Source organism: Leptothrix sp. (in: b-proteobacteria), from assembly GCF_965250675.1.
Taxonomy (GTDB): Bacteria; Pseudomonadota; Gammaproteobacteria; order Burkholderiales; family Burkholderiaceae_C; genus Sphaerotilus.
Window position 1 is genome coordinate 236510 of record NZ_CBDFPH010000001.1, and the last position, 22172, is coordinate 258681.

Annotated in this window: 16 protein-coding genes; 8 read left to right on the plus strand and 8 right to left on the minus strand. The window is 68.4% G+C overall.

Annotated features, from left to right (window positions below; translation table 11 throughout):
• Positions 1 to 80 precede the first annotated feature (80 nt).
• A complete protein-coding gene (gene trhO / locus AC5IG3_RS00845) occupies positions 81 to 929 on the plus strand; it encodes an oxygen-dependent tRNA uridine(34) hydroxylase TrhO (RefSeq protein WP_491896923.1) in 849 nt (282 codons plus the stop codon).
• On the plus strand, positions 926 to 1843 hold the full coding sequence (locus AC5IG3_RS00850; RefSeq protein ID WP_491896924.1) for a pseudouridine synthase: 918 nt from the start codon (positions 926 to 928) through the stop codon (positions 1841 to 1843). The genes trhO and AC5IG3_RS00850 overlap by 4 nt, the downstream gene beginning before the upstream one ends.
• 39 nt (positions 1844 to 1882) lie before the next feature.
• Here AC5IG3_RS00850 and AC5IG3_RS00855 read toward each other — a convergent pair whose 3' ends face one another.
• The 3 genes from AC5IG3_RS00855 to AC5IG3_RS00865 form a co-directional block, all read right to left on the minus strand.
• Entirely contained in the window at positions 1883 to 4078 is a 2196-nt protein-coding gene (locus AC5IG3_RS00855; protein ID WP_491896925.1) for a glycosyltransferase, read from the minus strand.
• A gap of 128 nt (positions 4079 to 4206) precedes the next feature.
• Positions 4207 to 5904, minus strand: a complete 1698-nt coding sequence (locus AC5IG3_RS00860; RefSeq protein ID WP_491896926.1) for an NAD(P)/FAD-dependent oxidoreductase — start codon at positions 5902 to 5904, stop codon at positions 4207 to 4209.
• A 112-nt stretch (positions 5905 to 6016) separates the two neighbouring features.
• Positions 6017 to 6184 (minus strand): hypothetical protein, encoded by a 168-nt coding sequence (locus tag AC5IG3_RS00865; RefSeq protein WP_491896927.1) that lies wholly within the window; start codon positions 6182 to 6184, stop codon positions 6017 to 6019.
• Positions 6185 to 6311: 127 nt separating this feature from the next.
• Here AC5IG3_RS00865 and AC5IG3_RS00870 point away from each other — a divergent pair, with 127 nt between their 5' ends.
• A complete protein-coding gene (locus AC5IG3_RS00870) occupies positions 6312 to 8018 on the plus strand; it encodes a hypothetical protein (protein ID WP_491896928.1) in 1707 nt (568 codons plus the stop codon).
• Between the two features lie 35 nt (positions 8019 to 8053).
• Here the strand turns inward: AC5IG3_RS00870 and icmF are convergent, their stop codons facing one another.
• Positions 8054 to 11344 (minus strand): fused isobutyryl-CoA mutase/GTPase IcmF, encoded by a 3291-nt coding sequence (gene icmF / locus AC5IG3_RS00875; RefSeq protein WP_491896929.1) that lies wholly within the window; start codon positions 11342 to 11344, stop codon positions 8054 to 8056.
• Positions 11345 to 11717: 373 nt separating this feature from the next.
• On the opposite strand from icmF, the gene AC5IG3_RS00880 reads away from it, so the two are divergent.
• The 5 genes from AC5IG3_RS00880 (at position 11718) to AC5IG3_RS00900 (ending at position 16325) form a co-directional block, all read left to right on the plus strand.
• Complete coding sequence (locus AC5IG3_RS00880) at positions 11718 to 12968, plus strand: CmpA/NrtA family ABC transporter substrate-binding protein (RefSeq protein ID WP_491896930.1); 1251 nt, start codon at positions 11718 to 11720, stop codon at positions 12966 to 12968.
• A 24-nt stretch (positions 12969 to 12992) separates the two neighbouring features.
• Positions 12993 to 13919: a nitrate ABC transporter permease gene (ntrB, locus tag AC5IG3_RS00885; protein ID WP_491896931.1), complete on the plus strand. Its 927-nt coding sequence runs from the start codon at positions 12993 to 12995 to the stop codon at positions 13917 to 13919.
• 23 nt (positions 13920 to 13942) lie between these two features.
• A complete protein-coding gene (locus tag AC5IG3_RS00890; protein ID WP_491896932.1) occupies positions 13943 to 14791 on the plus strand; it encodes an ABC transporter ATP-binding protein in 849 nt (282 codons plus the stop codon).
• 120 nt (positions 14792 to 14911) lie between these two features.
• Positions 14912 to 15475, plus strand: coding sequence for a hypothetical protein (locus AC5IG3_RS00895; protein ID WP_491896933.1), 564 nt, complete (start codon positions 14912 to 14914; stop codon positions 15473 to 15475).
• A 73-nt stretch (positions 15476 to 15548) separates the two neighbouring features.
• Entirely contained in the window at positions 15549 to 16325 is a 777-nt protein-coding gene (locus AC5IG3_RS00900) for a type III pantothenate kinase (RefSeq protein ID WP_491896934.1), read from the plus strand.
• 6 nt (positions 16326 to 16331) lie between these two features.
• On the opposite strand, the gene AC5IG3_RS00905 is transcribed toward AC5IG3_RS00900, so the two are convergent.
• From AC5IG3_RS00905 to AC5IG3_RS00920, 4 genes are read right to left on the minus strand one after another with little or no spacing between them, the layout of a single operon-like run.
• A complete protein-coding gene (locus AC5IG3_RS00905; RefSeq protein ID WP_491896935.1) occupies positions 16332 to 18410 on the minus strand; it encodes a putative bifunctional diguanylate cyclase/phosphodiesterase in 2079 nt (692 codons plus the stop codon).
• A gap of 27 nt (positions 18411 to 18437) precedes the next feature.
• Positions 18438 to 19787: an ATP-dependent protease ATPase subunit HslU gene (hslU, locus tag AC5IG3_RS00910; protein ID WP_491896936.1), complete on the minus strand. Its 1350-nt coding sequence runs from the start codon at positions 19785 to 19787 to the stop codon at positions 18438 to 18440.
• 14 nt (positions 19788 to 19801) lie between these two features.
• The gene (gene hslV / locus AC5IG3_RS00915) at positions 19802 to 20338 is read right to left on the minus strand and encodes an ATP-dependent protease subunit HslV (RefSeq protein WP_491896937.1); all 537 of its coding nucleotides are present in this window, start codon (positions 20336 to 20338) and stop codon (positions 19802 to 19804) included.
• 43 nt (positions 20339 to 20381) lie between these two features.
• On the minus strand, positions 20382 to 22127 hold the full coding sequence (locus AC5IG3_RS00920) for a hypothetical protein (RefSeq protein WP_491896938.1): 1746 nt from the start codon (positions 22125 to 22127) through the stop codon (positions 20382 to 20384).
• Between the last annotated feature and the right edge of the window lie 45 nt (positions 22128 to 22172).

The window sequence follows — 22172 nt, forward strand, 5'->3', positions numbered from 1 at the left end:
GGTGCGCGCCGGGTTTGCAAGCCCGATTGCTGCAGTGCAGCAATCTTTAGGTGCAAGGCTCTAGTTGCGACAATCGCGCCATGCCTTCCACCGACTTGCTGCACAGCGCCTTCTACCGTTTTGTTCCCCTGGCCGATCCGCTTGCGGTGGCGGACGCCGTTCGGGCGCTGGCGCAATCACAGGCGTTGAGGGGCAGCATCGTCGTGGCGGGCGAGGGCCTCAGCGGCGTGGTGGCGGGTGAGGCGGCGGCGGTGGCCGCTTTCGAGGCCGCGCTGCTGGGTGACGCGGCCTTCGCCGGTGCCTTCAGCAGCATGGTCTTCAAGCGCAGCGGCTGCGTGACATCGCCGTTCGGGCGCCTCAAGGTCTCGGTCAAGCCCGAGATCGTCGCGCTGGGCCTGCCGGGTGTGACCGGCGTCAGCACAGCGGCGGCGCCCAGCCACCTCAGCCCGGCCGAATGGCGCGAGCTGATCGTCCAGCCCGGCGTGGTCGTGCTCGACAACCGCAACAGCTTCGAATACCGGCTCGGCCACTTCCGCGGCGCCGTCGACCCGCAGGTGCACAACTTCCGCGACTTCGCCGACTACGTGCTCGCCCACGCCGACGCCTGGAAAGCCGCCGGCCAGCGCGTGGCGATGTACTGCACCGGCGGCATCCGCTGCGACAAGACCGCGCCGTGGATGCAGAGCCTGGGGCTGGAGGTCTACCAGCTGCAGGACGGCATCCTGAACTACTGCCAGAGCCTGCCGGACGCTGGCCATGACTGGCTGGGCGAGTGCTTCGTGTTCGACAACCGCATCGCCCTCGACAGCCAATTGCAGGAAACCGCCACCGGCGCGGCGCAGGTGTTCGACCCGGCCCGGCCCGATGAGGCCTGGCGGCTGGAGCGCGCGCTGCGGCTCGATGCCATCAAGACGAGCGACCCATCATGAGCCGCCCCAAGCCGACCTGGGCGCCGCCCACTCGCGACGGCGTCGGCCCGAGTTGTGTCGCCACGCCCGCCGGGCCGTGGCGCAGCGCGGTCGAGTTTCTGGCCGAGCGCCTGCCGGCCGTCAGCGCGGCGGATTGGCACGCGCGCCTGACGCAGGGCGAGGTGTTCGACGCCCAGGGCCGGCCACTCGCGCCCGATGCGCCGTTCCCGCCGCACACCCGGCTCTGGTACTGGCGCACGCTGCCGCCCGAGCCGCGCATTCCCTTCGAGGCCGAGGTGCTGTTCCAGGACGAGTTCCTGATCGCCGTCGACAAGCCGCACTTCCTGCCCATGACGCCCAAGGGCCGCTACCTGCAGGAGACGCTGCTGGTGCGGCTCAAGCGCCAGCTCGGCCTCGACACGCTGGTGCCCATGCACCGGCTCGACCGCGAAACCGCCGGCGTGGTGCTGTTCACCGTGCAGCCCGCCACGCGCCACGCCTACCAGTCGCTGCTGCGCGACCGGCAGGTCCGCAAGGTCTACGAGGCCATCGCGCCGTGGCGGGCCGACGTGGCGCTGCCCGCAGTGCGCCGCAGCCGGCTGGAAGAAAGCGCGGCCTTCATGCAGATGCACGAGGTGCCGGGCGAGCCCAACGCCGAGACACGCATCGAGCTGATCGCGCAGCGCGGCGCGTTGGCGCACTACCGCCTCACGCCGCTGACCGGCCAGAAGCACCAGTTGCGCACGCACATGAATGCGCTCGGTTTACCCATCGTCGGTGACCGCATCTACCCGCTGCTGTGGCCCGAGCCGGCGCCTGATGCTGCGCCCGACTACCGCCAGCCGCTGCAACTGCTGGCGCGCGAGATCGTGTTCACCGACCCCGTCACCGGCCAGCCGCGCCGCTTCGAGAGCCAGCGCACGCTGGCGCTGTAGCTGACGTGCCGGAGCGTGCGGCTCCCAAACGGAACAATGTCAGACGTAGTCGATGACGTCGGCGTCCTCGCGCCAGCTGCGGGCCGGGGTGGGCTTGGCGCTGAGGGCCCACTTGGGCTGATCGTCCAGCAGCAGGGCCGGGTTGCGCATGGGTTCGTGGGTGTAGGGCACGACCGGCATGGCGGTGGCTTCGACGCGGTAGGTGTAGAGCCCGGTGGTGCTGCCGGCCTCTTGCGTGACCCGGTGCAGCAGCACGCCGCGTGACGGCACGGTGATGCGGCGGAAGACGTTGAGGATCAGCGGCTGGTTCTCGGGCAGCGGGATGTAGCTGACGATCAGATCGTCGTCCTGCTGTTCGTCGGGGGCTGCCACCAGCGCGGGCAGCATGGGCGCCAGGACGTGGCGGCGCAGTTGCGCGGCGTTCCAGCGGCGCTGCGTCAGCGGCGCGGCTTGCGGGCCGGCCACCGACTGTGGCAGCCAGCGGCTCAGCAGCGTGTGGGCCTGCGGGCTGTCGCCCTGAACCTGCCACTGGATGTCGGAGCCGTAGAGGAAGGTCTCCAGCCGCTGGCGGTCCGCGTGCGAGGTGTCGATGCTGCAGCCGATGCTGCGCGGGCGGTGCACGGCGCCGGATTCGCCACCCATGTGGCGCACTTCGCCCGAGAAGGCGAGCGGGCCGTCGGGCAGGTGCAGCTCGCCGCAGATGTGCTGGCCGACCGCCATCGACGGCAGCAGCGTGCCGTAGAAGCGCAGGCCGGATTCGGACAGGTCGTCGATGGTGCCTTGCAGGCGCTCGCCGTCGAGACATTCCAGCTCGGCGGCCAGTGGCACCGGGAAGCGGTGGCTGGTGCGCTCGGGACGCGGGCGCGGCGTGGTGCGGCGCAGCACCGTCCAGGCCAGCGCGCCGTTGAGCGCGGCCCAGACCGAGGCGGCCACTGCGCCTTCGAGCGGCAGGCCCACGCCGTTGAAGTGCATGACCGCCGCTGCGGCCACAGTGCCCAGGTTGAGGCTCAGCAGGGCGCGCAGCGCCGGCTGGGTGCGCGAGCCGACCGAGGCGGCAAACAGCGCGAGCTGGCTTTGCTCGACATCGAGGCCGCGCCGTTGGCCGCGCCCCAGTTCATCCGCCAGCCACAGGCCCAGCACGCTGCAGGGCAGGAAGTGCAGCAGGAAGTCGGGCAGGGACGCCACCAGCGGCAGCGCGCCGGTCAGCACCACCAGCGCGGGGGCGACGTAGAACATGCCCTTGCGCCAGCCTTCGAACTGGCTCAGCACGGCCGACAGATAGCTCAGGCGCTGGGCCAGCGTCAGCCCGGCGCGGGTGAGGATGCTCTCGTTGCGCCAGACCTGCAGCGCGGCGCGACTGGCGCGCCGGTTGCGGTTGACCACCGACACGACGGATTCCGGCGCCACGCTGAAGGCCAGCGGCTGGGCGTGGAACGCCGACTGCCAGCCTTGCGCGTGCAGCCGGATGGAGGTGTGCAGGTCTTCAGCGTGGGTGCCGGTGGCAAAGCCGCCGACCTGCGCCAGCGCGCTGCGCCGGATGATGGCGCAGCTGCCGCCCAGGATGGCGGCGTTCCAGGCGTCGCGGCCCCGCTGCAGGATGGCCGATGACAGCGCGGGTGCGGCCCAGCTCGCGGAGTCGCCGCCGTCGTGCGCGGCTTGCGCCGCCTGCACGAAGCCGATGCGCGCGTCGTCGAAGTAGCCCAGCGTCTGGGTCAGGAAGTCGCGTCGCGGGGCGTGGTCGGCGTCGAAGATCGCGATCAGCTCGCCCTCGGTGTGCGCCAGCGCGTGGTTGAGGCTGCCGGCGCGGGCGTGTTCGTGGTCCAGCCGTGCCAGATAGCGGCAGCCCAGATCGGCGGCCAGCTCGGCCATGGCGGTGCGCTCGGCGTCGTCGATCAGCCAGACGGTGTGCGGGCCGTGCAGGGCCAGCGCGGCCAGCAGGGTCTTGCGCACCTGGTCGGGCGATTCATCGCGCGTCGGCACGAACACGTCCACCGTGCGCGCCTGCAGCGCCGGTTCGGCCTGGCGATCACTCAGTCGCCAGCCGGTCCAGAGGTGGAGCGCGGCGGTCAGAAAGCCCATCAACTCGGCGCCATACAGCAGGACCGAGAGCAGCGGCGTCTCCGGGTTGAGCGTGCCGGCGCGCCAGCTCAGGTACCAGACGCTGGCGATGAGGAACAGGTAGGCCACCCAACGGCGTGGGCCTTCGAGGGAGATCGGCGATGCGGATTTCGACATGGGGCACGTGACCAGCGAGGGGAGATCACTGCATATCGGCCACGCCGCAGAAAACTGGCGCCTTGTCGGGCGTCAATCGTGAAGAACTCGACACTCCCGGATCTAAAAAAATCGCAATTCCGCTTCGTTCAGGCTGGGTGAGTCCCCAGCAATGCCGTGCCCAGCGACTCGGCCACCTCGATGCCGTCCACGCCCGCCGACATGATGCCGCCGGCGTAGCCCGCGCCTTCGCCCGCCGGGTAGAGGCCGCGCACGTTCAGGCTCTGGTGGTCGCGGCCGCGGTTGATGCGCAGCGGCGACGAGGTGCGCGTCTCCACGCCGGTCAGCACCGCGTCGGCCATCGAGAAGCCCTTGATCTGGCGCTCGAACGCCGGCAGCGCCTCGCGGATGGCGGCCAGGGCATAGCGCGGCAGGCTCTCGCGGCCGGGCTCGCTGAGGTCAGTCAGGTTCACGCCCGGCTTGTACGACGGCATGACGCTGCCAAACGCCTGGCCCGAGCGCGGGCCGCGCTGGTTCTTGATGAAGTCGCCCACCAGCTGGCCCGGCGCGACGTAGCCGCCGCCGCCCAGTTCATAGGCGCGCGACTCCCACAGGCGCTGGAAGGCCATGCCGTCGAGCGGGCTGACGGGGCCTTCGGCCAATCCATCCTGCCGGTAGTCCTGCGGGTTGATGCCCACCACGATGCCGGCATTGGCGTTGCGCTCGTTGCGGCTGTACTGGCTCATGCCGTTGGTGACGACGCGCTCGGGCTCCGACGTGGCCGCCACCACCGTGCCGCCCGGGCACATGCAGAAGCTGTAGACCGCGCGGCCGTTGCTGGCGTGGTGCACCAGCTTGTAGTCGGCCGCACCCAGGATGGGGTGGCCGGCGTTCGGGCCGAAGCGGGCGCGGTCGATCACGCTTTGCGGGTGCTCGATGCGGTAGCCGATCGAGAAGGGCTTGGCCTCCATCATCACGCCGCGCGCATGCAGCATGGTGAAGGTGTCGCGCGCGCTGTGGCCGAGCGCCAGCACGACGTGGTCGGCGCGGATCTGCTCGCCGCTGGCCAGCGTCACGCCCCGGATGGCTTTCTGGTGGCCAACGCCTTCGATCAGCACGTCCGTCACGCGCTGCTGGAAGCGGATCTCGCCGCCCAGCGCCTCGATGTCGGCGCGCATCTTCTCGATCATGCTCACCAGCCGGAAGGTGCCGATGTGCGGCTTGCTGACGTACAGGATCTCCTCGGGCGCGCCGGCCTTGACGAACTCCGTCAGCACCTTGCGCGTCAGGTGGCGTGGGTCGGAGATCTGGCTCCAGAGCTTGCCGTCGCTGAAGGTGCCGGCGCCGCCCTCGCCGAACTGCACGTTCGACTCGGGTGTCAGCACGCCCTGGCGCCACAGGCCCCAGGTGTCCTTGGTGCGCTCGCGTACCTGGGTGCCGCGCTCCAGCACGATGGGCTTGAGGCCCATCTGCGCCAGGACCAGCGCCGCGAACAGCCCGCACGGGCCGAAGCCGATCACCAGCGGGCGCAGCCGCTCGCCCGAGGCGTAGAAATCCGCCGGCGCGTGGCCCGCGAACCGGTAGGTGGTGTCTGGGCTGGGCTTGATGTGGATGTCGCCGGTCCAGAAGGCCAGCAGCGCGGCTTCATCGACGCCTGCGGCCAGCTCGCAATCGACCGTGTAGATCAGCACCACCGCCGTTTTCTTGCGGGCGTCGTAGGCGCGCTTGAAGACGGTGAAGCCGGCCAGATCGGCATCGTCTTGCAGGCCCAGCCGCGCCACGATGGCCGGGCGCAGCGCGTCCTCGGCGTGGTTGAGCGGCAGGCGCAGTTCAGTGATGCGGAGCATGGCGGGCAGGCGCTTGAGCGCACAAGTGTCAGTTCACAAACGACAAGACGGCCCTGAAGGCCGCCTTGCTGGGGGCAACTCCGCTGCAGAAGCGGGTTGCGTCCACCGGGTGTCAGCCGCCTTTGGAGGGGCGCTTGCCGGGGTTCTTCTTGCTGCGCGTGTGCGCGCCACGCTCCAGGCTGCACTTTTGGCCACGGCCAACGGTGAAGCACACGCCCTTGGGGGCGGGGGGACGGGGAGTGGCCTTGCGGTCGGCTTCGGTTTGAATCTTGTTGCCCATGAGTGGCTCCGGTGAACAGGTGAGGAGATCGAATTTTCGAAGGGCTGAATTAGGCCACAACTTCGCGGCTCTGGTATGCGCGTAGGCGAGGGGTGACAGGCTCAGCCGCTTGCCTACACTCGTTTGCATGCCCAGCGACACGCACCCTCCCGCCCTTGACGCCGCCGATTCCCCCGTTCTGGTGCGCCAACTGCGCCAGGTGCTGCTGTGGCCGTTGCGCCTGATGCCGGTGCCCGGCCCCGGCGGCCAGGCCGAGGCCCACGCCCGGCCCTGGCGCGTGCTGCGCGACATGGGTGACGCCACACCCTGGCGCGAGGTGGTCGACGAATACACCGGCGAGGGCGACCGCTTCCACGAGCGCCACTACAACGAGTTCGTCGCCTTCCTGCCCGTGGTGCAGCGCTTCCTGTATGGCGAGGGCCGCTCGCAGCGCGGCGAGGCCCGCACCGACGCTCGCCCGGGTGATGTACGCCGGGGGGATGCCGACTCGCCCATGCGCATCTTCCGCCGCCACGATATCGCCCAGATCCGCGTGCGCACCCGGCCGCAGGACGCGCCCGTCACGCTCGACATCGTCCACCTCGACCTGTACTTCTTCTTCGATGTCGACGTGGTGCTGCTCAACGTCGAAGTCGCGGCCCACGACCTGCCGCTGGCCCAGGCGCAGGAGCTGATGTACCGCTGCGGCCGCGCCTACCCGTCGGGCTGGGACGCCAGCGGCCAGGCGCTGCACTGCCTGGCCAGTGCCGAATGGCTCGATGCCGCCGGCCGCGTGGTGGCGGCGTCGGACGCCCACCAGCGCGAAGCCTTCCTGTCACACGTGGCCGAACACCGCGCCCCGCGCATCGCCAGCCACTGGGCGCACGTGCTGCACCCACTGGTCAGCGACCACTCCGACGAGCCTGGCCTGCTGCGCTTCCGCCAGATCGAGTACTACCGCATGCCCATGATGGCCTTCCTGGCGCTCGACCGGCCGCAGGACCTGTCGCGGCAGGACTTCGTGCGCCTGGCGCTTGTCACCGGCGCGGGCGGCGTGGAAGCGCAGGCCAGCGACACCCATCTGGCCGACTTCGAGGCGCGCCACTGCTACGACCGCTTCTGGACCCCGTCCGGCGCCGCGCCCCACACGCGTTATCTGTGCAGCGGCCACGCGCTGGTCGTGGTGGGCGACGCCAGCGCCGAGTTCTACGGCTGCCGCGACCGCGGCGTGCTGGCCCAGTTCCGCCACCAGCACTTCCTGGTCTTCCTGATCGCCCACTTCCAGAAAGCCGCGCTGCTGATGTTCAGCGACCGGCTGGTCGAGGCGCTCAAGGGCCTGCACGTCGGCGACGCCGCCAGCGTGCGCCGCTTCAAGCGCGCCATCCGCGCCAGCTTCGAAGGCTTCCTGCGCTTCACCCACCGCTACTGGTTCCACGAGGTTTCCGAGCAGCCCCACGTGCGCGCGCTGTTCCACCTCACCACCGGCCACCTGGGGGTCGACCCGCTCTACTCCGAGGTCAAGGAACGCATCGCCGACATGAACGGCTACCTCGACGCCGACAGCCTGCGCCGCCAGGCCAACACCGTGGTGCGCCTGACGGTGGTCACCATCTTCGGCCTGATCGGCACCATCACCACCGGCTTCCTCGGCATGAACCTGCTGGCCGAAGCCGACGCGCCGCTCTGGCAACGCGCCCTGGTCTTCGCCGGGGTCGGTCTCTTCACCACCGCGCTGACCTTCTACACCATGGTCAAGTCCAAGCGCCTGTCGGATTTCCTGGACGCGGTGTCGGATGAGCGGTTGACGCTGCGGCAGAAACTGGGGGCGCTGGCGGGGGTTTGGCGGCGGGAGTGAGGGCTGATCTGCGGGTCTGGCGGTGCTTGCGCGCCTCACATGCTGCGCCGGTACTGCCCCCCCACCTCGAACAATGCATTCGTGATCTGCCCCAGACTGCAGACGCGCACGGCGTCCATCAGCACCTCGAACACATTGCCGTTGTCGATCACCGCCTGCTGAAGGCGTTGCAGCATCGCGGGTGACGCCTCGGCGTTGCGGTGGTGGAAATCGCTCAGGCGTGACAGCTGGGACTGCTTTTCTTCTTCGGTCGAGCGCGCCAGTTCGAGCGGCCCGGTGGCTTCGTCGCCGTGCGGGTTGCGGAAGGTGTTGACGCCGATGATGGGGTATTCGCCGGTGTGCTTGAGCATCTCGTAGTGCATGGATTCTTCCTGAATCTTGCTGCGCTGATAACCGGTTTCCATCGCGCCCAGGACGCCGCCGCGGTCGGCGATTTTCTCGAATTCGGCCAGCACGGCTTCCTCGACCAGCTCGGTCAGTTCATCGATGATGAAGGCGCCCTGGTTCGGGTTTTCGTTTTTCGCCAGGCCCCATTCGCGGTTGATGATGAGCTGGATCGCCATGGCGCGGCGCACCGATTCTTCGGTGGGCGTGGTGATGGCCTCATCAAACGCATTGGTGTGCAGGGAATTGCAGTTGTCGTAGGCGGCAATCAGCGCCTGCAGCGTGGTGCGGATGTCGTTGAACTGGATCTCCTGCGCGTGCAGGCTGCGGCCAGACGTTTGAATGTGATATTTGAGTTTCTGGCTGCGTTCGTTGGCGCCGTATTTCTCTTTCATGGCCACGGCCCAGATGCGGCGGGCGACGCGGCCGAGCACGGTGTATTCCGGGTCCATGCCGTTGCTGAAGAAGAAACTCAGGTTGGGCGCGAAATCATCGATATGCATGCCGCGCGCCAGATAAGCTTCCACAAAGGTGAAGCCGTTGCTGAGCGTGAAGGCGAGTTGGCTGATCGGGTTGGCGCCAGCTTCGGCGATGTGATAGCCCGAAATCGATACCGAGTAGAAATTGCGCACGTCGTGGTGCACAAAGTATTCGGCGATATCGCCCATGACCTTGAGGCTGAATTCGGTCGAGAAGATGCAGGTGTTCTGGCCCTGGTCTTCTTTCAGGATATCGGCCTGCACGGTGCCGCGCACGTTGGCCAGCACCCATTCGCGGATCTTGGCGGCTTCGGTGTCGGTAGGCGGGCGGCCGTTGTCGGTCAGGAATTTATCCAGCTGCTGATCGATGGCGGTGTTCATGAACATGGCCAGAATGCTGGGCGCCGGGCCGTTGATGGTCATGCTGACGCTGGTGCTCGGCGAGCAGAGATCGAAGCCTGAGTAAAGCACCTTCAAATCGTCGAGCGTGGCAATGCTGACGCCGGCGTTGCCGACCTTGCCGTAAATATCGGGGCGCGGTGCCGGATCGGCGCCGTAGAGCGTGACCGAATCAAAGGCGGTGCTCAGGCGCTTGGCCGGCATGCCTTCGCTGACGAGTTTGAAGCGGCGGTTGGTGCGGAAGGCGTCGCCTTCGCCGGCAAACATGCGCGTGGGATCTTCGCCTTCGCGCTTGAAGGCAAAAACGCCGGCGGTATACGGAAAACTGCCGGGCACGTTTTCCAGCATCAGCCATTTCAGCAGTTCGCCGTGGTCTTCATATTGGGGCAGGGCGACCTTGCGGATCTTGCTGCCGCTGAGCGTGGTGTGAATCAGGCGCGTGCGCAGTTCCTTGTCGCGGATTTTCACGACGTAGTCGTCACCGGCGTAGGCGCGCTGCATTTCCGGCCACAGGGCCAGCAGTTTGCGGGCGCTGGGGTCGAGCTGGGTTTCGCGCTGCTCGGCCAATTCGGTCAGGGTGTTGACGCCACGGGTCTTGTTGGGGTTGTCGAGTTGCAGCATCTGGGCGCTGGCGCGCAGTTGCTGAATCTCGCGCGCGAGGCGGGCCTGTTTTTGCGTGCGGGCCTTGTAGCCGCGCACGGTGTCGGTGATTTCGGCCAGATAACGGGTGCGGCCGACCGGCACGATGGGGGTTTGGTGCGTGCTGTGGCGGGTATGCACCAGCGGCAGGCGGCCTTCGCGCAAGGTCAGGCCGCATTCGGCCAGGCGGGGTTTCAGGGCCTGATAGAGCGCGGTGACGCCGTCGTCATTGAAGCGGCTGGCCATGGTGCCGAACACCGGCATCTGGTCGGGCATGACGGTGAAGGCTTCGCGGTTGCGCTGCACCTGTTTGGCGACGTCGCGCTGCGCGTCGGCGGCGCCCTTGCGGTCGAATTTATTGATGGCGACAAATTCGGCAAAGTCCAGCATGTCGATTTTTTCGAGCTGGCTGGCGGCGCCGAATTCGGGCGTCATGACGTACATCGGAATATCGACGTGCGGCACGATGGCCGCGTCGCCCTGGCCGATGCCGGAGGTTTCGACAATGATCAGGTCGAAGCCGGCCAGTTTTGTGGCGGCCAGCACGTCGGGCAGGGCGGCAGAGATTTCCGAGCCGGTGTCGCGCGTCGCCAGCGAGCGCATGTAGACGCGCGGGCCTTGCTGCCACGGCGCAATCGCATTCATGCGGATGCGGTCGCCCAGCAGCGCGCCGCCGCTCTTGCGCCGGCTGGGGTCGATGCTGATGACGGCGATGCGCAGCGCGTCGTCCTGGTCGAGCCGGAAGCGGCGGATCAACTCGTCGGTCAGGCTGGATTTGCCGGCGCCGCCGGTGCCGGTGATGCCGAGCACGGGCGTGGTGCGGGCTGGGGCGGCCTCGCGCATCTGGCCGAGCAGCGCGGCGTCGGCCTGGCCGTTTTCCACGGCGGTGATGAGTTGGGCCAGTGCGCGCCAGGCGGCTTCGGTGTGGCCTTGCAGCGCGCCCAGGTCGGTGGGCGCGTGGTCGGAGAGGCTGCGGTCGCAGCGCATGACCATCTCGCCGATCATGCCGGCCAGGCCCATGCGCTGGCCGTCTTCGGGGCTGAAGATGCGCACGCCGTGGGCCTGCAGTTCGCGGATTTCGGCCGGCACGATCACGCCGCCACCGCCGCCGAAGACCTGGATGTGCTCGCCGCCGCGCGCGCGCAGCAACTCGACCATGTACTTGAAGTACTCGACGTGGCCGCCCTGGTAAGAGCTGACCGCGATGCCCTGCACGTCTTCTTGCAGCGCGGCGGTGACGACTTCGTCGACCGAGCGGTTGTGGCCGAGGTGGATCACCTCGCTGCCCATGCCCTGCAGGATGCGCCGCATGATGTTGATCGAAGCGTCGTGGCCGTCGAACAGGCTGGCGGCGGTGACGAAGCGCACCTTGTGGGTCGGGCGATAGTTGGCAAGGGCCTGGTAGTCGGCGCTGAGGTCGGTCATGTGGGGCTCCAGTCGATTCCGGGTGATTCTGATTGACGTTGACGTAAACGTCACTTGGTACTTGGCCTGATCTGGCGTGCCATTGCGGCGTGCATGCACCAGCAATGCTGCGGCGCACCATCCAGGCGCGGTTTTCCGGGAGTCGATGCGTGTGCTTGGTGCGCCGGGAGCGGCGCCACCGGGGTGCAGGGCTGCCATGCGCAGAGGCTGGAAAAGCTGGCACGGTGCCTGCATAGGTAGACACGAGGCCTCAGCGATGCGGTCTCACTAGGTGGGACATTTTTGGACAACGGCGTCCGATCGTCCCGGTCGTTCTGGCGCATGCCAGGCGCCGGATCTCGATCGTGACGCCGTCTTTTTTTGGAGTGAAGCCATGAGTCAGCACGACGGTTTTTTCAACCCTGCACGCCGCCAAGCCCTGCAGCAAGCCGCTGCGCTGGCCGCAGTGGGTTCTACCGGACTCGCCGGCACGGCCTGGGCCGCCGGCTCGGACGCGCCCGAAAAGAAGGAGATCCGCATCGGCTTCATCCCGCTGACCGACTGCGCGTCGGTGGTGATGGCCTCGGTGTTGAAGTTCGACGAGAAGTACGGCGTCAAGTTCGTGCTCAGCAAGGAAGCCTCTTGGGCCGCCGTGCGCGACAAGCTCGTCAACGGTGAGCTGGACGCTGCGCACGTGCTCTACGGCCTGGTCTACGGCGTGCATCTGGGTATCGGTGGCGCCAAGAAGGACATGGCCGTGCTGATGACGCTCAACAACAACGGCCAGGCGATCTCGCTGTCGAAGAAGCTCGCCGACAAGGGCGCGGTCGACGGCGCGGGTCTGGCCAAGCTGATGAAGGCCGAGCCGCGCGAGTACACCTTCGCGCAGACCTTCCCGACCGGCACCCACGCGATGTGGCTGTACTACTGGATGGCGGCCAACGGCATCAACCCGATGACGGACGCCAAGGTCATCACCGTGCCGCCGCCGCAGATGGTGGCCAACATGCGCGTGGGCAATATGGATGGCTTCTGCGTCGGCGAGCCGTGGAACCACCGCGCCATCATGGACGGCATCGGCATCACCGCCATCACCACCCAGGACATCTGGAAAGACCATCCCGAGAAGGTGCTGGGCGCCACCAACGAGTTCGTCACCAAGAACCCCAACAGCGCGCGCGCCGCGATCATGGCCATTCTGGAGGCCGGCCGCTGGATCGACGCCAGCCTGCAGAACAAGCTGAAGATGGCCGACGTGGTGGCCGAGAAGTCCTACATCAACACCTCGGTGGACGCGATCAACCAGCGCATCCTGGGCCGCTATCAGAACGGCCTGGGCAAGACCTGGGACGACCCGAACGCCATGAAGTTCTTCAACGACGGCGCGGTCAACTACCCCTACCTGTCGGATGGCATGTGGTTCCTGACCCAGCACAAGCGCTGGGGCCTGGCCAAGGGCGAGATCGACTATCTGGGCGTGGCCCGCGCCATCAACAAGACGGCGCTCTACAAGGAGGCTGCCACTCAGCTCAAGGTCAACGTGCCCAAGTCCGACTTGCGCAGTGCCAAGCTCATGGACGGCACGGTCTGGGACGGCAAGGACCCCGCCAAGTACGCCGCCAGTTTCAAGATCAAGGCGGCCTGACCCGGCCGCCCGCAGGAGCCTTCGATGAACGCCACCACCATGCCCCTGACGACGGCTGCCGCCGCCAGCCCCGCCGACACGTCGCCGGTCAAGGCGCTGTCGTCCGCCGTGCCCGGCGCGGCCCCGCTGACCGACGTGCAGATCAAGTTGAAGGAGCAGTCGGCCGCGATGGCGCGTGCCCAGCGCCGCCGCACGCTGACGCGCTTGCTGGCGCCAGTGCTGGGCTTCGTCATGCTGCTGCTGGTCTGGCAGGTGATCTCGCAGACCGGCGACAAGCAGCTGCCCGGGCCGGTGCCGGTGTGGCATTCGGCGGTGGAGCTGTTCTCGGACCCGTTCTACATCAAGGGCCCGAACGACCAGGGCATCGGCTGGAACATCCTGTCGTCGTTGAAGCGCGTCGGGCTGGGCTTCGGGCTGGCGGCGCTGGTGGGGATTCCGCTCGGTTTCATGATCGGGCGCTTCAACTTCCTCAACCAGATGCTGGAGCCGCTCATCAGCCTGCTGCGGCCGGTGTCGCCGCTGGCCTGGCTGCCGATCGGGCTGATGGTGTTCAAGGCCGCCAACCCGGCGGCGATCTGGACGATCTTCATCTGCTCGATCTGGCCGATGGTGATCAACACTGCGGTGGGCGTGCGCCAGGTGCCGCAGGACTACCTCAACGTCGCCCGCGTGCTCAACCTGAGCGAATGGACGGTGATGCGCAAGATCCTGTTCCCCGCCGTGCTGCCCTACATGCTGACCGGCGTGCGGCTGGCGGTCGGCACGGCGTGGCTGGTGATCGTGGCGGCCGAGATGCTGACCGGCGGCCAGGGCATCGGCTTCTGGCTGTGGGACGAGTGGAACAACCTCAACGTGGCGCACATCCTGATCGCGATCTTCATCATCGGTGGCGTGGGCCTGGCGCTGGAAGCGCTGCTGGTCTGGATTGCCCGTCGCTTTGACTACAACTGATCTGGCTGCAAAGGACTTCCATCATGAGCACTTCCGCCCACCGCACCCTGGACGAGCGCAGCGCGCGTTTCCTGCGCATCGAGAACGTCGGCATGTCCTTCCCGACCAAGCAGGGCACCTTCGTGGCGCTGCGCGATGTGAACCTGGATGTGGCGCGCGGCGAGTTCATCTCGCTGATCGGCCACTCCGGCTGCGGCAAGTCGACGCTGCTGAACCTGGTGGCCGGCCTGACCACGCCGACCAGCGGCGTGCTGCTGCTCGAAGACCGTGAACTGCGCGGCCCCGGCCCGGAGCGCGCGGTGGTGTTCCAGAACCACTCCCTGCTGCCGTGGATGACGTGCCTGGAGAACGTCTACCTGGCGGTCGAGCGCGTGTTCGGCGCCGACGAGAAGAAGGTGCAGCTGCGCGTGCGGGCACAGAACGCGCTGGAATTGGTCGGCCTGAGCCACGCCCGCGACAAGCGCCCGGGTGAGATCTCCGGCGGCATGAAGCAGCGCGTGGGCATCGCCCGGGCGCTGGCCATGGAGCCCAAGATGCTGCTGATGGACGAGCCCTTCGGTGCGCTCGATGCGCTCACGCGCGCCAAGCTGCAGGACGAGCTGATGAAGATCGTTGCCACCACCGGCTCGACCGTGATGATGGTGACGCACGACGTCGACGAAGCCGTGCTGCTGAGCGACCGCATCGTCATGCTCACCAACGGCCCGGCCGCCACCATCGGCGAGGTGCACCGCGTGCCGCTGCCGCCGATCCGCGAGCAGTTCCGCCCGCGCCTGGAGATGGCGCACAACACCGACTACCTGCAAAGCCGGGAGGCCGTGCTGGAGTTCCTGTATCACAAGCAGGCGCACGTCGAGGCCCGCGCGGCCTGAGCGTGAGCGGGGCGGCAGCCGACCCGGACGTGCCCCAAAAGCGCGCACAATTCCTCATTTGGTGCGTTTCACGGGTCGCCCTTGAGGTCCGCGCGCCAGGCTACACCCAGAGGTGCTCGCGTGAGGATTCCATGCAAGACCGTGGCCGGCCACGCCGAACTGGTCGCCGGTGGGCAGCGGCTGTCGCAACGCCACCGTGCGGTGTTGCTGCTGGTCGACGGCCAGCGCCCGCTCGACGAGGTGGTGCGGCTGGGCGCGCAGGCCGGTGTGTCCAAGGCCTATGTCGATGAGCTGATCGCGCTGGGCCTGATCGTGATGACCCGGCCCATGCCCTGCGCCGTGGACGTGGTGCAACCGCCGCCCGCCGCCTGGTCGTCCAGAGCCGGGAGTGACGCAGAGGCCGGCGACACCCTCGGCCCCGGCATGCCCTTGGGCAACACCGAGCTGATGGGGCTGGACCAGATCGACACCGGTCTGGCCGAGGCGCGCGAGTTGCTGTCGCAGACGCTGCGCGCGGTCGCACCGGTCAGCGCCATCGTCACGTTGCTGCGCTTGCGCCGGGTGCGCAGCCGGACTGAATTGCGGCAGCTGCTGCCCGAGGTGCAGGTCCGCCTCAGCCGGCTGCTGGAGGCCGAGGCGGCAAATCAGCTCCTGCGGCGGGTCGAGAGGCTGATCGAGTCGTAGACTCCGCCCCCTCACCTTCTGATCGACTGCCGCACCGCCACACCGGGTGCGGCCCTGCCTGAGCTGAACCTGCATGAGTTTCCTCGCCCTGGACATCGGCAACACCCGGCTCAAATGGAGCCTCTACAGCGCCCCCTGTCCGGGCGCGGCGTTGCTGGCGCATGGCGCGGTATTTCTGGAAAACATCGACCAGCTGGCCGAGCGCGAATGGGCGCACCTGCCGCATCCCACCGCGATGCTGGGCTGCGTGGTGGCGGGTCAGGCGGTGCGGCGGCGGGTCGAGGAGCAACTCGAACTCTGGGACCTGGAGCCGCGCTGGCTGGCGTCTGACGCTTATGGCGGCGGCGTGGTCAATGGCTACGAGCACCCGGGCCGCCTCGGCACCGACCGCTGGCTGGCGCTGGTCGGCGCGCGCCAGCGGGTGCTGGCCAGCGGCACGCCCGGGCCGGCGGTGGTGGTGATGGTGGGCACGGCGGTCACCGTCGACGCACTGGATGCCGAAGGCCACTTCCTGGGCGGGCTGATCCTGCCGGGCTTCGGCCTGATGCTCAAGGCGCTGGAGTCCGGCACCGCCGGCCTGCGCGTGCCCACCGGCGAGGTGCGCGATTTCCCCCTCAACACCAGCGACGCGCTGATGAGCGGCGGCGCCTTCGGCATTGCCGGCGCGGTCGAGCGCATGCACGACCAGCTGAGCGGGCGCTGCGGCCTGTCGGCGCGGGTCTTCATGTCGGGTGGCGCGGCGGTCAAGCTCGCACCGATCACGCGCCGGCCGGTCGAGCTGGTCGACACGCTGGTGTTTGACGGCCTGCTGAAGATCGCCGCCGAACGCGAGGCTGCCGGGCTGCTCTGAGCCGGCTTATGGGCCGGCCTGTTTGTCGACGGGTTTGCGCCCGGCAATCCACGCCTGCAGGTCGGCCGCATTCAGCGGCGCGCTGATGCCCATGCCCTGCAGCTGGTGGCAGCCCTGCGCGATCAGGTACTGGCGCTGGGCCTCGGTCTCCACGCCCTCGGCCACCACCGTCAGCCCCAGGCCGTGCGCGAGGCTGATGATGGCGCTGGCGATCGCCGTGGCATCGCGGTCGCCCGGCAGGTCGTGCACGAAGCTGCGGTCGATCTTGAGCTTGTCGATCGGCAGGTGGCGCAGCTGCGCCAGCGATGAATAGCCGGTGCCGAAGTCGTCCACCGACAGCCTGACGCCGAGCGCGCGCAGCCGGAACAGGCGCTCGCGCACGGCGGGCACGTTGTCCATCAGCATGCGCTCGGTCAGCTCCAGCTCCAGCCAGCCGCGCGGCAGGGCGGTGTCGTGCAGCAGCAGCTCGATGGAGGCGATGAAGTCCGGCGCCTCGAACTGCAGCGCCGACAGGTTGACGGCCACCGTCAGCGCCAGGCCGGCGGCGTGCCAGCGCTGGGCGTGGCGCGCCGCCTCCTGCAGCACCCAGGCGCTGATGGGCACGATCAGCCGGTGCTGCTCGGCCAGCGCGATGAACTCGTCGGGCTTGAGCAGACCGCGCTCGGGGTGCTGCCAGCGGATCAGCGCCTCCACGCCCACCGGCTGGCCGTCGCTGCCGCGCACCTGCGGCTGGAAGTGCAGCGCAAATTCATGGTGTGCAATGGCGTGGCCGAGTTCGCCTTCAAGCACCAGGTTGGCGTAGGCCGAGTCGACCACCGCCTGATCGAAGTAGGTCAGCGTGGCGCGGCCCTGCGACTTGGCGACGTGCATGGCGGCGTCGGCGTGCTTGATCAGCACCTCGGGCGTGACGCCGTCGCGCGGAAACAGCGCAATGCCGATCGACGGCGTGACCGAGATCGGCTGGCCCTGCACATCGAGCGGCGCGGCCACCACGGTCAGCAGCTTGCGGGCGACCTGGCTCACGTCGGCGGTGTCGCGCACGCCCGGCAGCAGCACCATGAACTCATCGGCGCCAAAGCGCGCCAGCCGGTCGGTGCTGCGCACCTGTTCGTGGATGCGGCGCGCCACGGTCTTGAGCAGCGCGTCGCCGGCGGCGTGGCCCATCGATTCGTTGACGCGCTTGAAGTGGTCCAGATCGATGAACAGCAGCGCCAGCTGGGTGCCCGCGGCGCGGCCGGCGACCATCATGTGTTCCAGCTGCGCCATGAAGGCCTGCCGGTTGGGCAGGCCGGTGAGCGTGTCGTGGTGCGCCATGTAGTGCAGCCGCGCCTGGGCCGCGTGGCGGTCGCGCAGGTCGCGCAGCACGATCATGCGCAGCGCCTGGGCCTGCCGCAGCGGGCCGCGTTCGATCAGCTCGACCGGAATGCGCTCGCCGTCGCGGTGCAGCACGCAGGACTCGAAGCTCAACTCGACCCCGTCAGCCCACAGGTGCGAGACGCGGGTGCGCTGCTCGGGCGCGATGAGCTCCAGCGCCAGCCGGCCCATCAGCTCATGCACGGTGTAGCCCAGCAGCGTGCAGGCGGCGGGGTTGGCGTCGGTGATGTGGCCTTCGTGGTGGAACAGGATGCCTTCGACGCTGGCCTGCATGAAGCGCGCGAGGCGTTCTTCGGATTCGAGCAGTGCCCGCTCGGTGTCGTGGTGGCGCGTCAGGTCGGCAATCTGCACGAACAGGCCCTGCAGCTGCCCGGCGGCATCGGCCAGCGGATGCAGCGTCAGCTCGGCCCACAGGTCGCGGTTTTCGGGCAGCCTGAGCCGCATTTCGTGGCGCACCAGTTGGCCGCCGGCCAGCACCTGGCTCAGCAGCGGCTGGATGTGCCGCATCGACTCCAGCCCCAGCAACTCGGCCAGCGTGCGGCCGTGGATGGTCACCACATCGTGGCCGAACGCATGCGCGTAGGCCCGGTTGGCAACGAGGCAGCGCAACTCGTCCGCCTCGTGGTAGGCCATCAACAGGTCGGTGCTGTCGAGCAGCGCGTACAGATCCTCGATCTGCGCGTCAGGCTGTTCGGCGGGCCGGGGGTCCATGGGGCAGCGGGCTTCTGGCGCGGTGCCTCAGAGCACGTAGCGCGACAGGTCTTCGTTGCGCGCCAGCTCGGTCAGCTTGCCGTCGACCATCGCCGCGTCCACCGCCACGGTGCTGCCGCTCAGGCCGGGCGCGTCGAAGCTGATCTCATCGAGCAGCCGCTCCATCACCGTCGCCAGACGTCGCGCGCCGATGTTCTCGGTGCGCTCGTTCACGTCGAACGCGATCTGCGCCAGCCGGTGCACCGCATCGGCGCCGAAGTCGAGCTGCACGCCCTCGGTGGCCAGCAGCGCCTGGTACTGCTTGATCAGGCTGGCGTGGGTGCTGTTGAGGATGGCTTCGAAGTCGGCCACCGACAGCGCCTGCAGCTCGACCCGGATCGGGAAGCGGCCCTGCAATTCGGGGATCAGGTCGCTCGGCTTGGTCAGGTGGAAGGCGCCCGAGGCGATGAACAGGATGTGGTCGGTGCGCACCAGCCCGTGCTTGGTGGTCACGGTCGTGCCCTCGACCAGTGGCAGCAGGTCGCGCTGCACGCCCTGGCGCGAGACCTCGGGGCCGCTGCCACTGTCGCTGCGGCTGGCGACCTTGTCGATCTCGTCGATGAAGACGATGCCGTTCTGCTCGGTGGCTCGAATGGCGCGGGTCTTGACGTCGTCCTCGTTGACCAGGCGCTGCGCCTCTTCGTCGAGCAGCAGGCGGCGCGCCTCGGCGATGGTGACCTTGCGCGTCTGGCGCTTGCCCTGGCCCATCTGCGAGAACAGGCCCTTGAGCTGCTCGGCCATCTCTTCCATGCCCTGCGGGCCCATGACTTCGAGCGTCGGGGCGGCCACGGCCAGGTCGAGCTCGATTTCCTTGTCGTCGAGCGTGCCTTCGCGCAAGCGCTTGCGCATGACCTGGCGCGCGGTGCTTTCGGCTGCGGGGGCGACCGGCTCGACAAAGCCGAAGTCATGGCGCGCCGCACCACGGGCGGGCGGAATCAGCACGTCGAGGATGCGTTCCTCGGCGGCGTCTTCGGCTCGCACGCGCATCTGCACGGTCTGGCGCTCGCGCTCCTGCTTGATGGCGCTCTCGACCAGGTCGCGGATGATGCTGTCGACGTCCTTGCCGACGTAGCCCACTTCGGTGAACTTGGTCGCCTCGACCTTGATGAAGGGCGCGTCCGCCAGCCGGGCCAGCCGGCGGGCGATCTCGGTCTTGCCGACGCCGGTCGGGCCGATCATGAGGATGTTCTTGGGCGTGATCTCGCCGCGCAGCTTCTCGTCGACCTGCTGGCGCCGCCAGCGGTTGCGCAGCGCGATGGCGACGGCGCGTTTGGCGGCGTTCTGGCCGACGATGTGGCGGTCGAGTTCGGAGACGATCTCCTGGGGCGTCATGGTCATGGTCGGTCCAGCTCTCAGTCCAGGGTCTCGATCGTGTGCGATTGGTTGGTGTAGATGCAGAGGTCGCCGGCAATTTCGAGCGAGCGCTTGATCACGTCGGCCGGCGCCATCTCGGTGTGCTGGATCAGCGCGCGGGCCGCCGCCTGGGCGTAGGCGCCGCCGGAGCCGATGGCGACGATGCCGTGCTCAGGCTCCAGCACATCGCCGTTGCCGGTGATGATGAGCGAGGCGCTGCGGTCGGCCACCGCCAGCATGGCTTCGAGCTTGCGCAGCACGCGGTCGGTGCGCCAGTCGCGCGTCAGTTCGACGGCGGCGCGCACCAGGTGGCCCTGGTGTTTTTCGAGCTTGGCCTCGAAGCGCTCGAACAGCGTGAACGCGTCGGCGGTGGCGCCGGCAAAGCCCGCCAGCACCTGGTCGCGGTGCAGCTTGCGCACCTTGCGCGCGGTCGACTTGATGACGATGTGGCCGAGCGTGACCTGGCCGTCGCCGCCCATGGCGACCACGTTGCCGCGTCGCACGCTCAGGATGGTCGTGCCGTGAAACGATTCCATGCGGTACCTTGTGAGTGCGCCAGCCCGAGGCCGGCGCGTGAAGTCAGACGTTGCGGACGGTGACGCGGGCGTGCTCGGTGATGCCCATCGCGCCGCAGAACAGCGCCACCAGCCGGTGCGCGTCGGTGAAGTGCACCGACAGGTTCTCGCCACGGCGCGTCAGCACCCAGTTGAGCAGGTCGCCGGCGGCGATGAAGTCGATGCGGATCAGCCGCTCGCACGACACCTGGATCATCCCCGAGGTGCCGATCTGGCCGTCGAGTTGCTTGAGCAGCGGGCCGATGTCGCCGACCAGTTGGCCGGACAGTTCGACCTTGGCGACGGCCGGCACGCTTTCGTCGCAAGGCTCGGATTCGGCAAAGCCGCTGTTGACCAGCGACAGCGCATTGGGCGTGGCCACCGTGACGCCGGTGCCGCTGGAGATGCGCAGCGTGCAGCGCGCCGGGCTCCATGACGGCGGCGAGACCTCGTAGGTCAGGCAGTAGTCGATGGCGACCTGGTCGAAGTCGACCGGCCGGTTGGCCAGGCGCAGCGCCTCCAGGCGCAGCAGCCAGAAGGCCGGATCGACGTCCTTCATGCCGGTGGGCGCCTGCTCGGACAGCAGCGCGAAGAACTTCTCGCCGCCGACCCAGCTCATGTCGATGGACTCGTCGGCCCAGTCCTGCAGCAGCCGGTTCAGCGCGGTGCAGGCCTGCGCGTCGATGCGGCGGGCGTGGCGCCAGTCCAGCACCCACGGCAGCGGCATTTGCAGCAGCTGCGAGCGCAGCTGCGTGATGGTCTCGATCTCGATCAGCTCCGGCGCGATCCAGCCCACGGCGCCGTCGATGTGGCCCATGCGGCTCGGGCGGCTGCCGGCGGCCTTGTCCTCGGCGGCCTTGGCCACCAGCTTGGGCAGCGAATACCACTGCGGCGGCGACCAGCCGAAGCGCTGCACGTAGTCCATCGCCAGCGCGTCGAACTTGGCCTGCTGGCCGGTGGCGCGGTACAGGTCGAACAGCGCCAGCCATGTTTCGCTGTGCTGCGAGCGGGCACCGCCCGGACTGACCAGGCCGACCAGCGTGCGCTCGCACTGCTCGAAGTCGGCGTTGGCGAAGGCGATCACCGCCTCGTCCAGGTCAGGGTCATGCGCCAGCTCGGTCACTTCGACCGCAAAGGCGTTGGAGTCGCCGCCGCCGTACAGCGGCGAAACGGCCGGGACTGGCTTGACGGGCGCGCTGCGGGTGACCGGCTCGGGCAGCGGCGCGGCAGCTGCGGACCGGAGGTCGAGCATGTCCATCGGCGTCGTCGGCTTGAAGGCGTCGGGCGTGGCGGCGGACATGACCTGCGGTGCGGTCGTGGCGCTGAAGAAGGAGTCGGACATGGCGGGCGCCGAAGCCCGCATCACGGCGCTGCCGCGCTTGGCCAGGGCGGCGCCGGTTTCGACCGACATCTGGCGTTCGATGGCGTCGATCTTGTCCTTGACGTCGCTGTCGGGCTTGGCGTCACGGCTGTCGCCCACACGCACTTCGGAGTCGTCCAGGTGCGAGAGGCCCTCCAGCCCGGCCAGGCCTTCGCCGGTCAGGCCGTCGCGGCGGATCTTGCGCAGCATGTCGAGTTCGCGCTTGCGCACGAAGTCGTTGCGACGCTTGCGCTCGATCATGGCCTTGAGCTCGCTCTTGGCCTCGTCGTTCTCACGCAGCGCGCCGCCGGTGCTGTTGAGGTCGGCCCAGTCGGTGGTGGGATTTAGCGCGAAGCGCACCACCTTGCGGAAAAAACCGCTCTTGGGTGAGGAGTCCTTGAAGTCAGTCATGAAGACGGTCCCGTGCCGCACCGAAGAGTGGGGGTGGCGGCGCGG

Coding starts and splice junctions, on each gene's coding strand:
- trhO (WP_491896923.1), top strand. CDS start 81: ATGCCTTCCACCGACTTGCTGCACAGCGCCTTCTACCGTTTTGTTCCC.
- AC5IG3_RS00850 (WP_491896924.1), top strand. CDS start 926: ATGAGCCGCCCCAAGCCGACCTGGGCGCCGCCCACTCGCGACGGCGTC.
- AC5IG3_RS00855 (WP_491896925.1), bottom strand. CDS start 4,078: ATGTCGAAATCCGCATCGCCGATCTCCCTCGAAGGCCCACGCCGTTGG.
- AC5IG3_RS00860 (WP_491896926.1), bottom strand. CDS start 5,904: ATGCTCCGCATCACTGAACTGCGCCTGCCGCTCAACCACGCCGAGGAC.
- AC5IG3_RS00865 (WP_491896927.1), bottom strand. CDS start 6,184: ATGGGCAACAAGATTCAAACCGAAGCCGACCGCAAGGCCACTCCCCGT.
- AC5IG3_RS00870 (WP_491896928.1), top strand. CDS start 6,312: ATGCCCAGCGACACGCACCCTCCCGCCCTTGACGCCGCCGATTCCCCC.
- icmF (WP_491896929.1), bottom strand. CDS start 11,344: ATGACCGACCTCAGCGCCGACTACCAGGCCCTTGCCAACTATCGCCCG.
- AC5IG3_RS00880 (WP_491896930.1), top strand. CDS start 11,718: ATGAGTCAGCACGACGGTTTTTTCAACCCTGCACGCCGCCAAGCCCTG.
- ntrB (WP_491896931.1), top strand. CDS start 12,993: ATGAACGCCACCACCATGCCCCTGACGACGGCTGCCGCCGCCAGCCCC.
- AC5IG3_RS00890 (WP_491896932.1), top strand. CDS start 13,943: ATGAGCACTTCCGCCCACCGCACCCTGGACGAGCGCAGCGCGCGTTTC.
- AC5IG3_RS00900 (WP_491896934.1), top strand. CDS start 15,549: ATGAGTTTCCTCGCCCTGGACATCGGCAACACCCGGCTCAAATGGAGC.
- AC5IG3_RS00905 (WP_491896935.1), bottom strand. CDS start 18,410: ATGGACCCCCGGCCCGCCGAACAGCCTGACGCGCAGATCGAGGATCTG.
- hslU (WP_491896936.1), bottom strand. CDS start 19,787: ATGACCATGACGCCCCAGGAGATCGTCTCCGAACTCGACCGCCACATC.
- hslV (WP_491896937.1), bottom strand. CDS start 20,338: ATGGAATCGTTTCACGGCACGACCATCCTGAGCGTGCGACGCGGCAAC.
- AC5IG3_RS00920 (WP_491896938.1), bottom strand. CDS start 22,127: ATGACTGACTTCAAGGACTCCTCACCCAAGAGCGGTTTTTTCCGCAAG.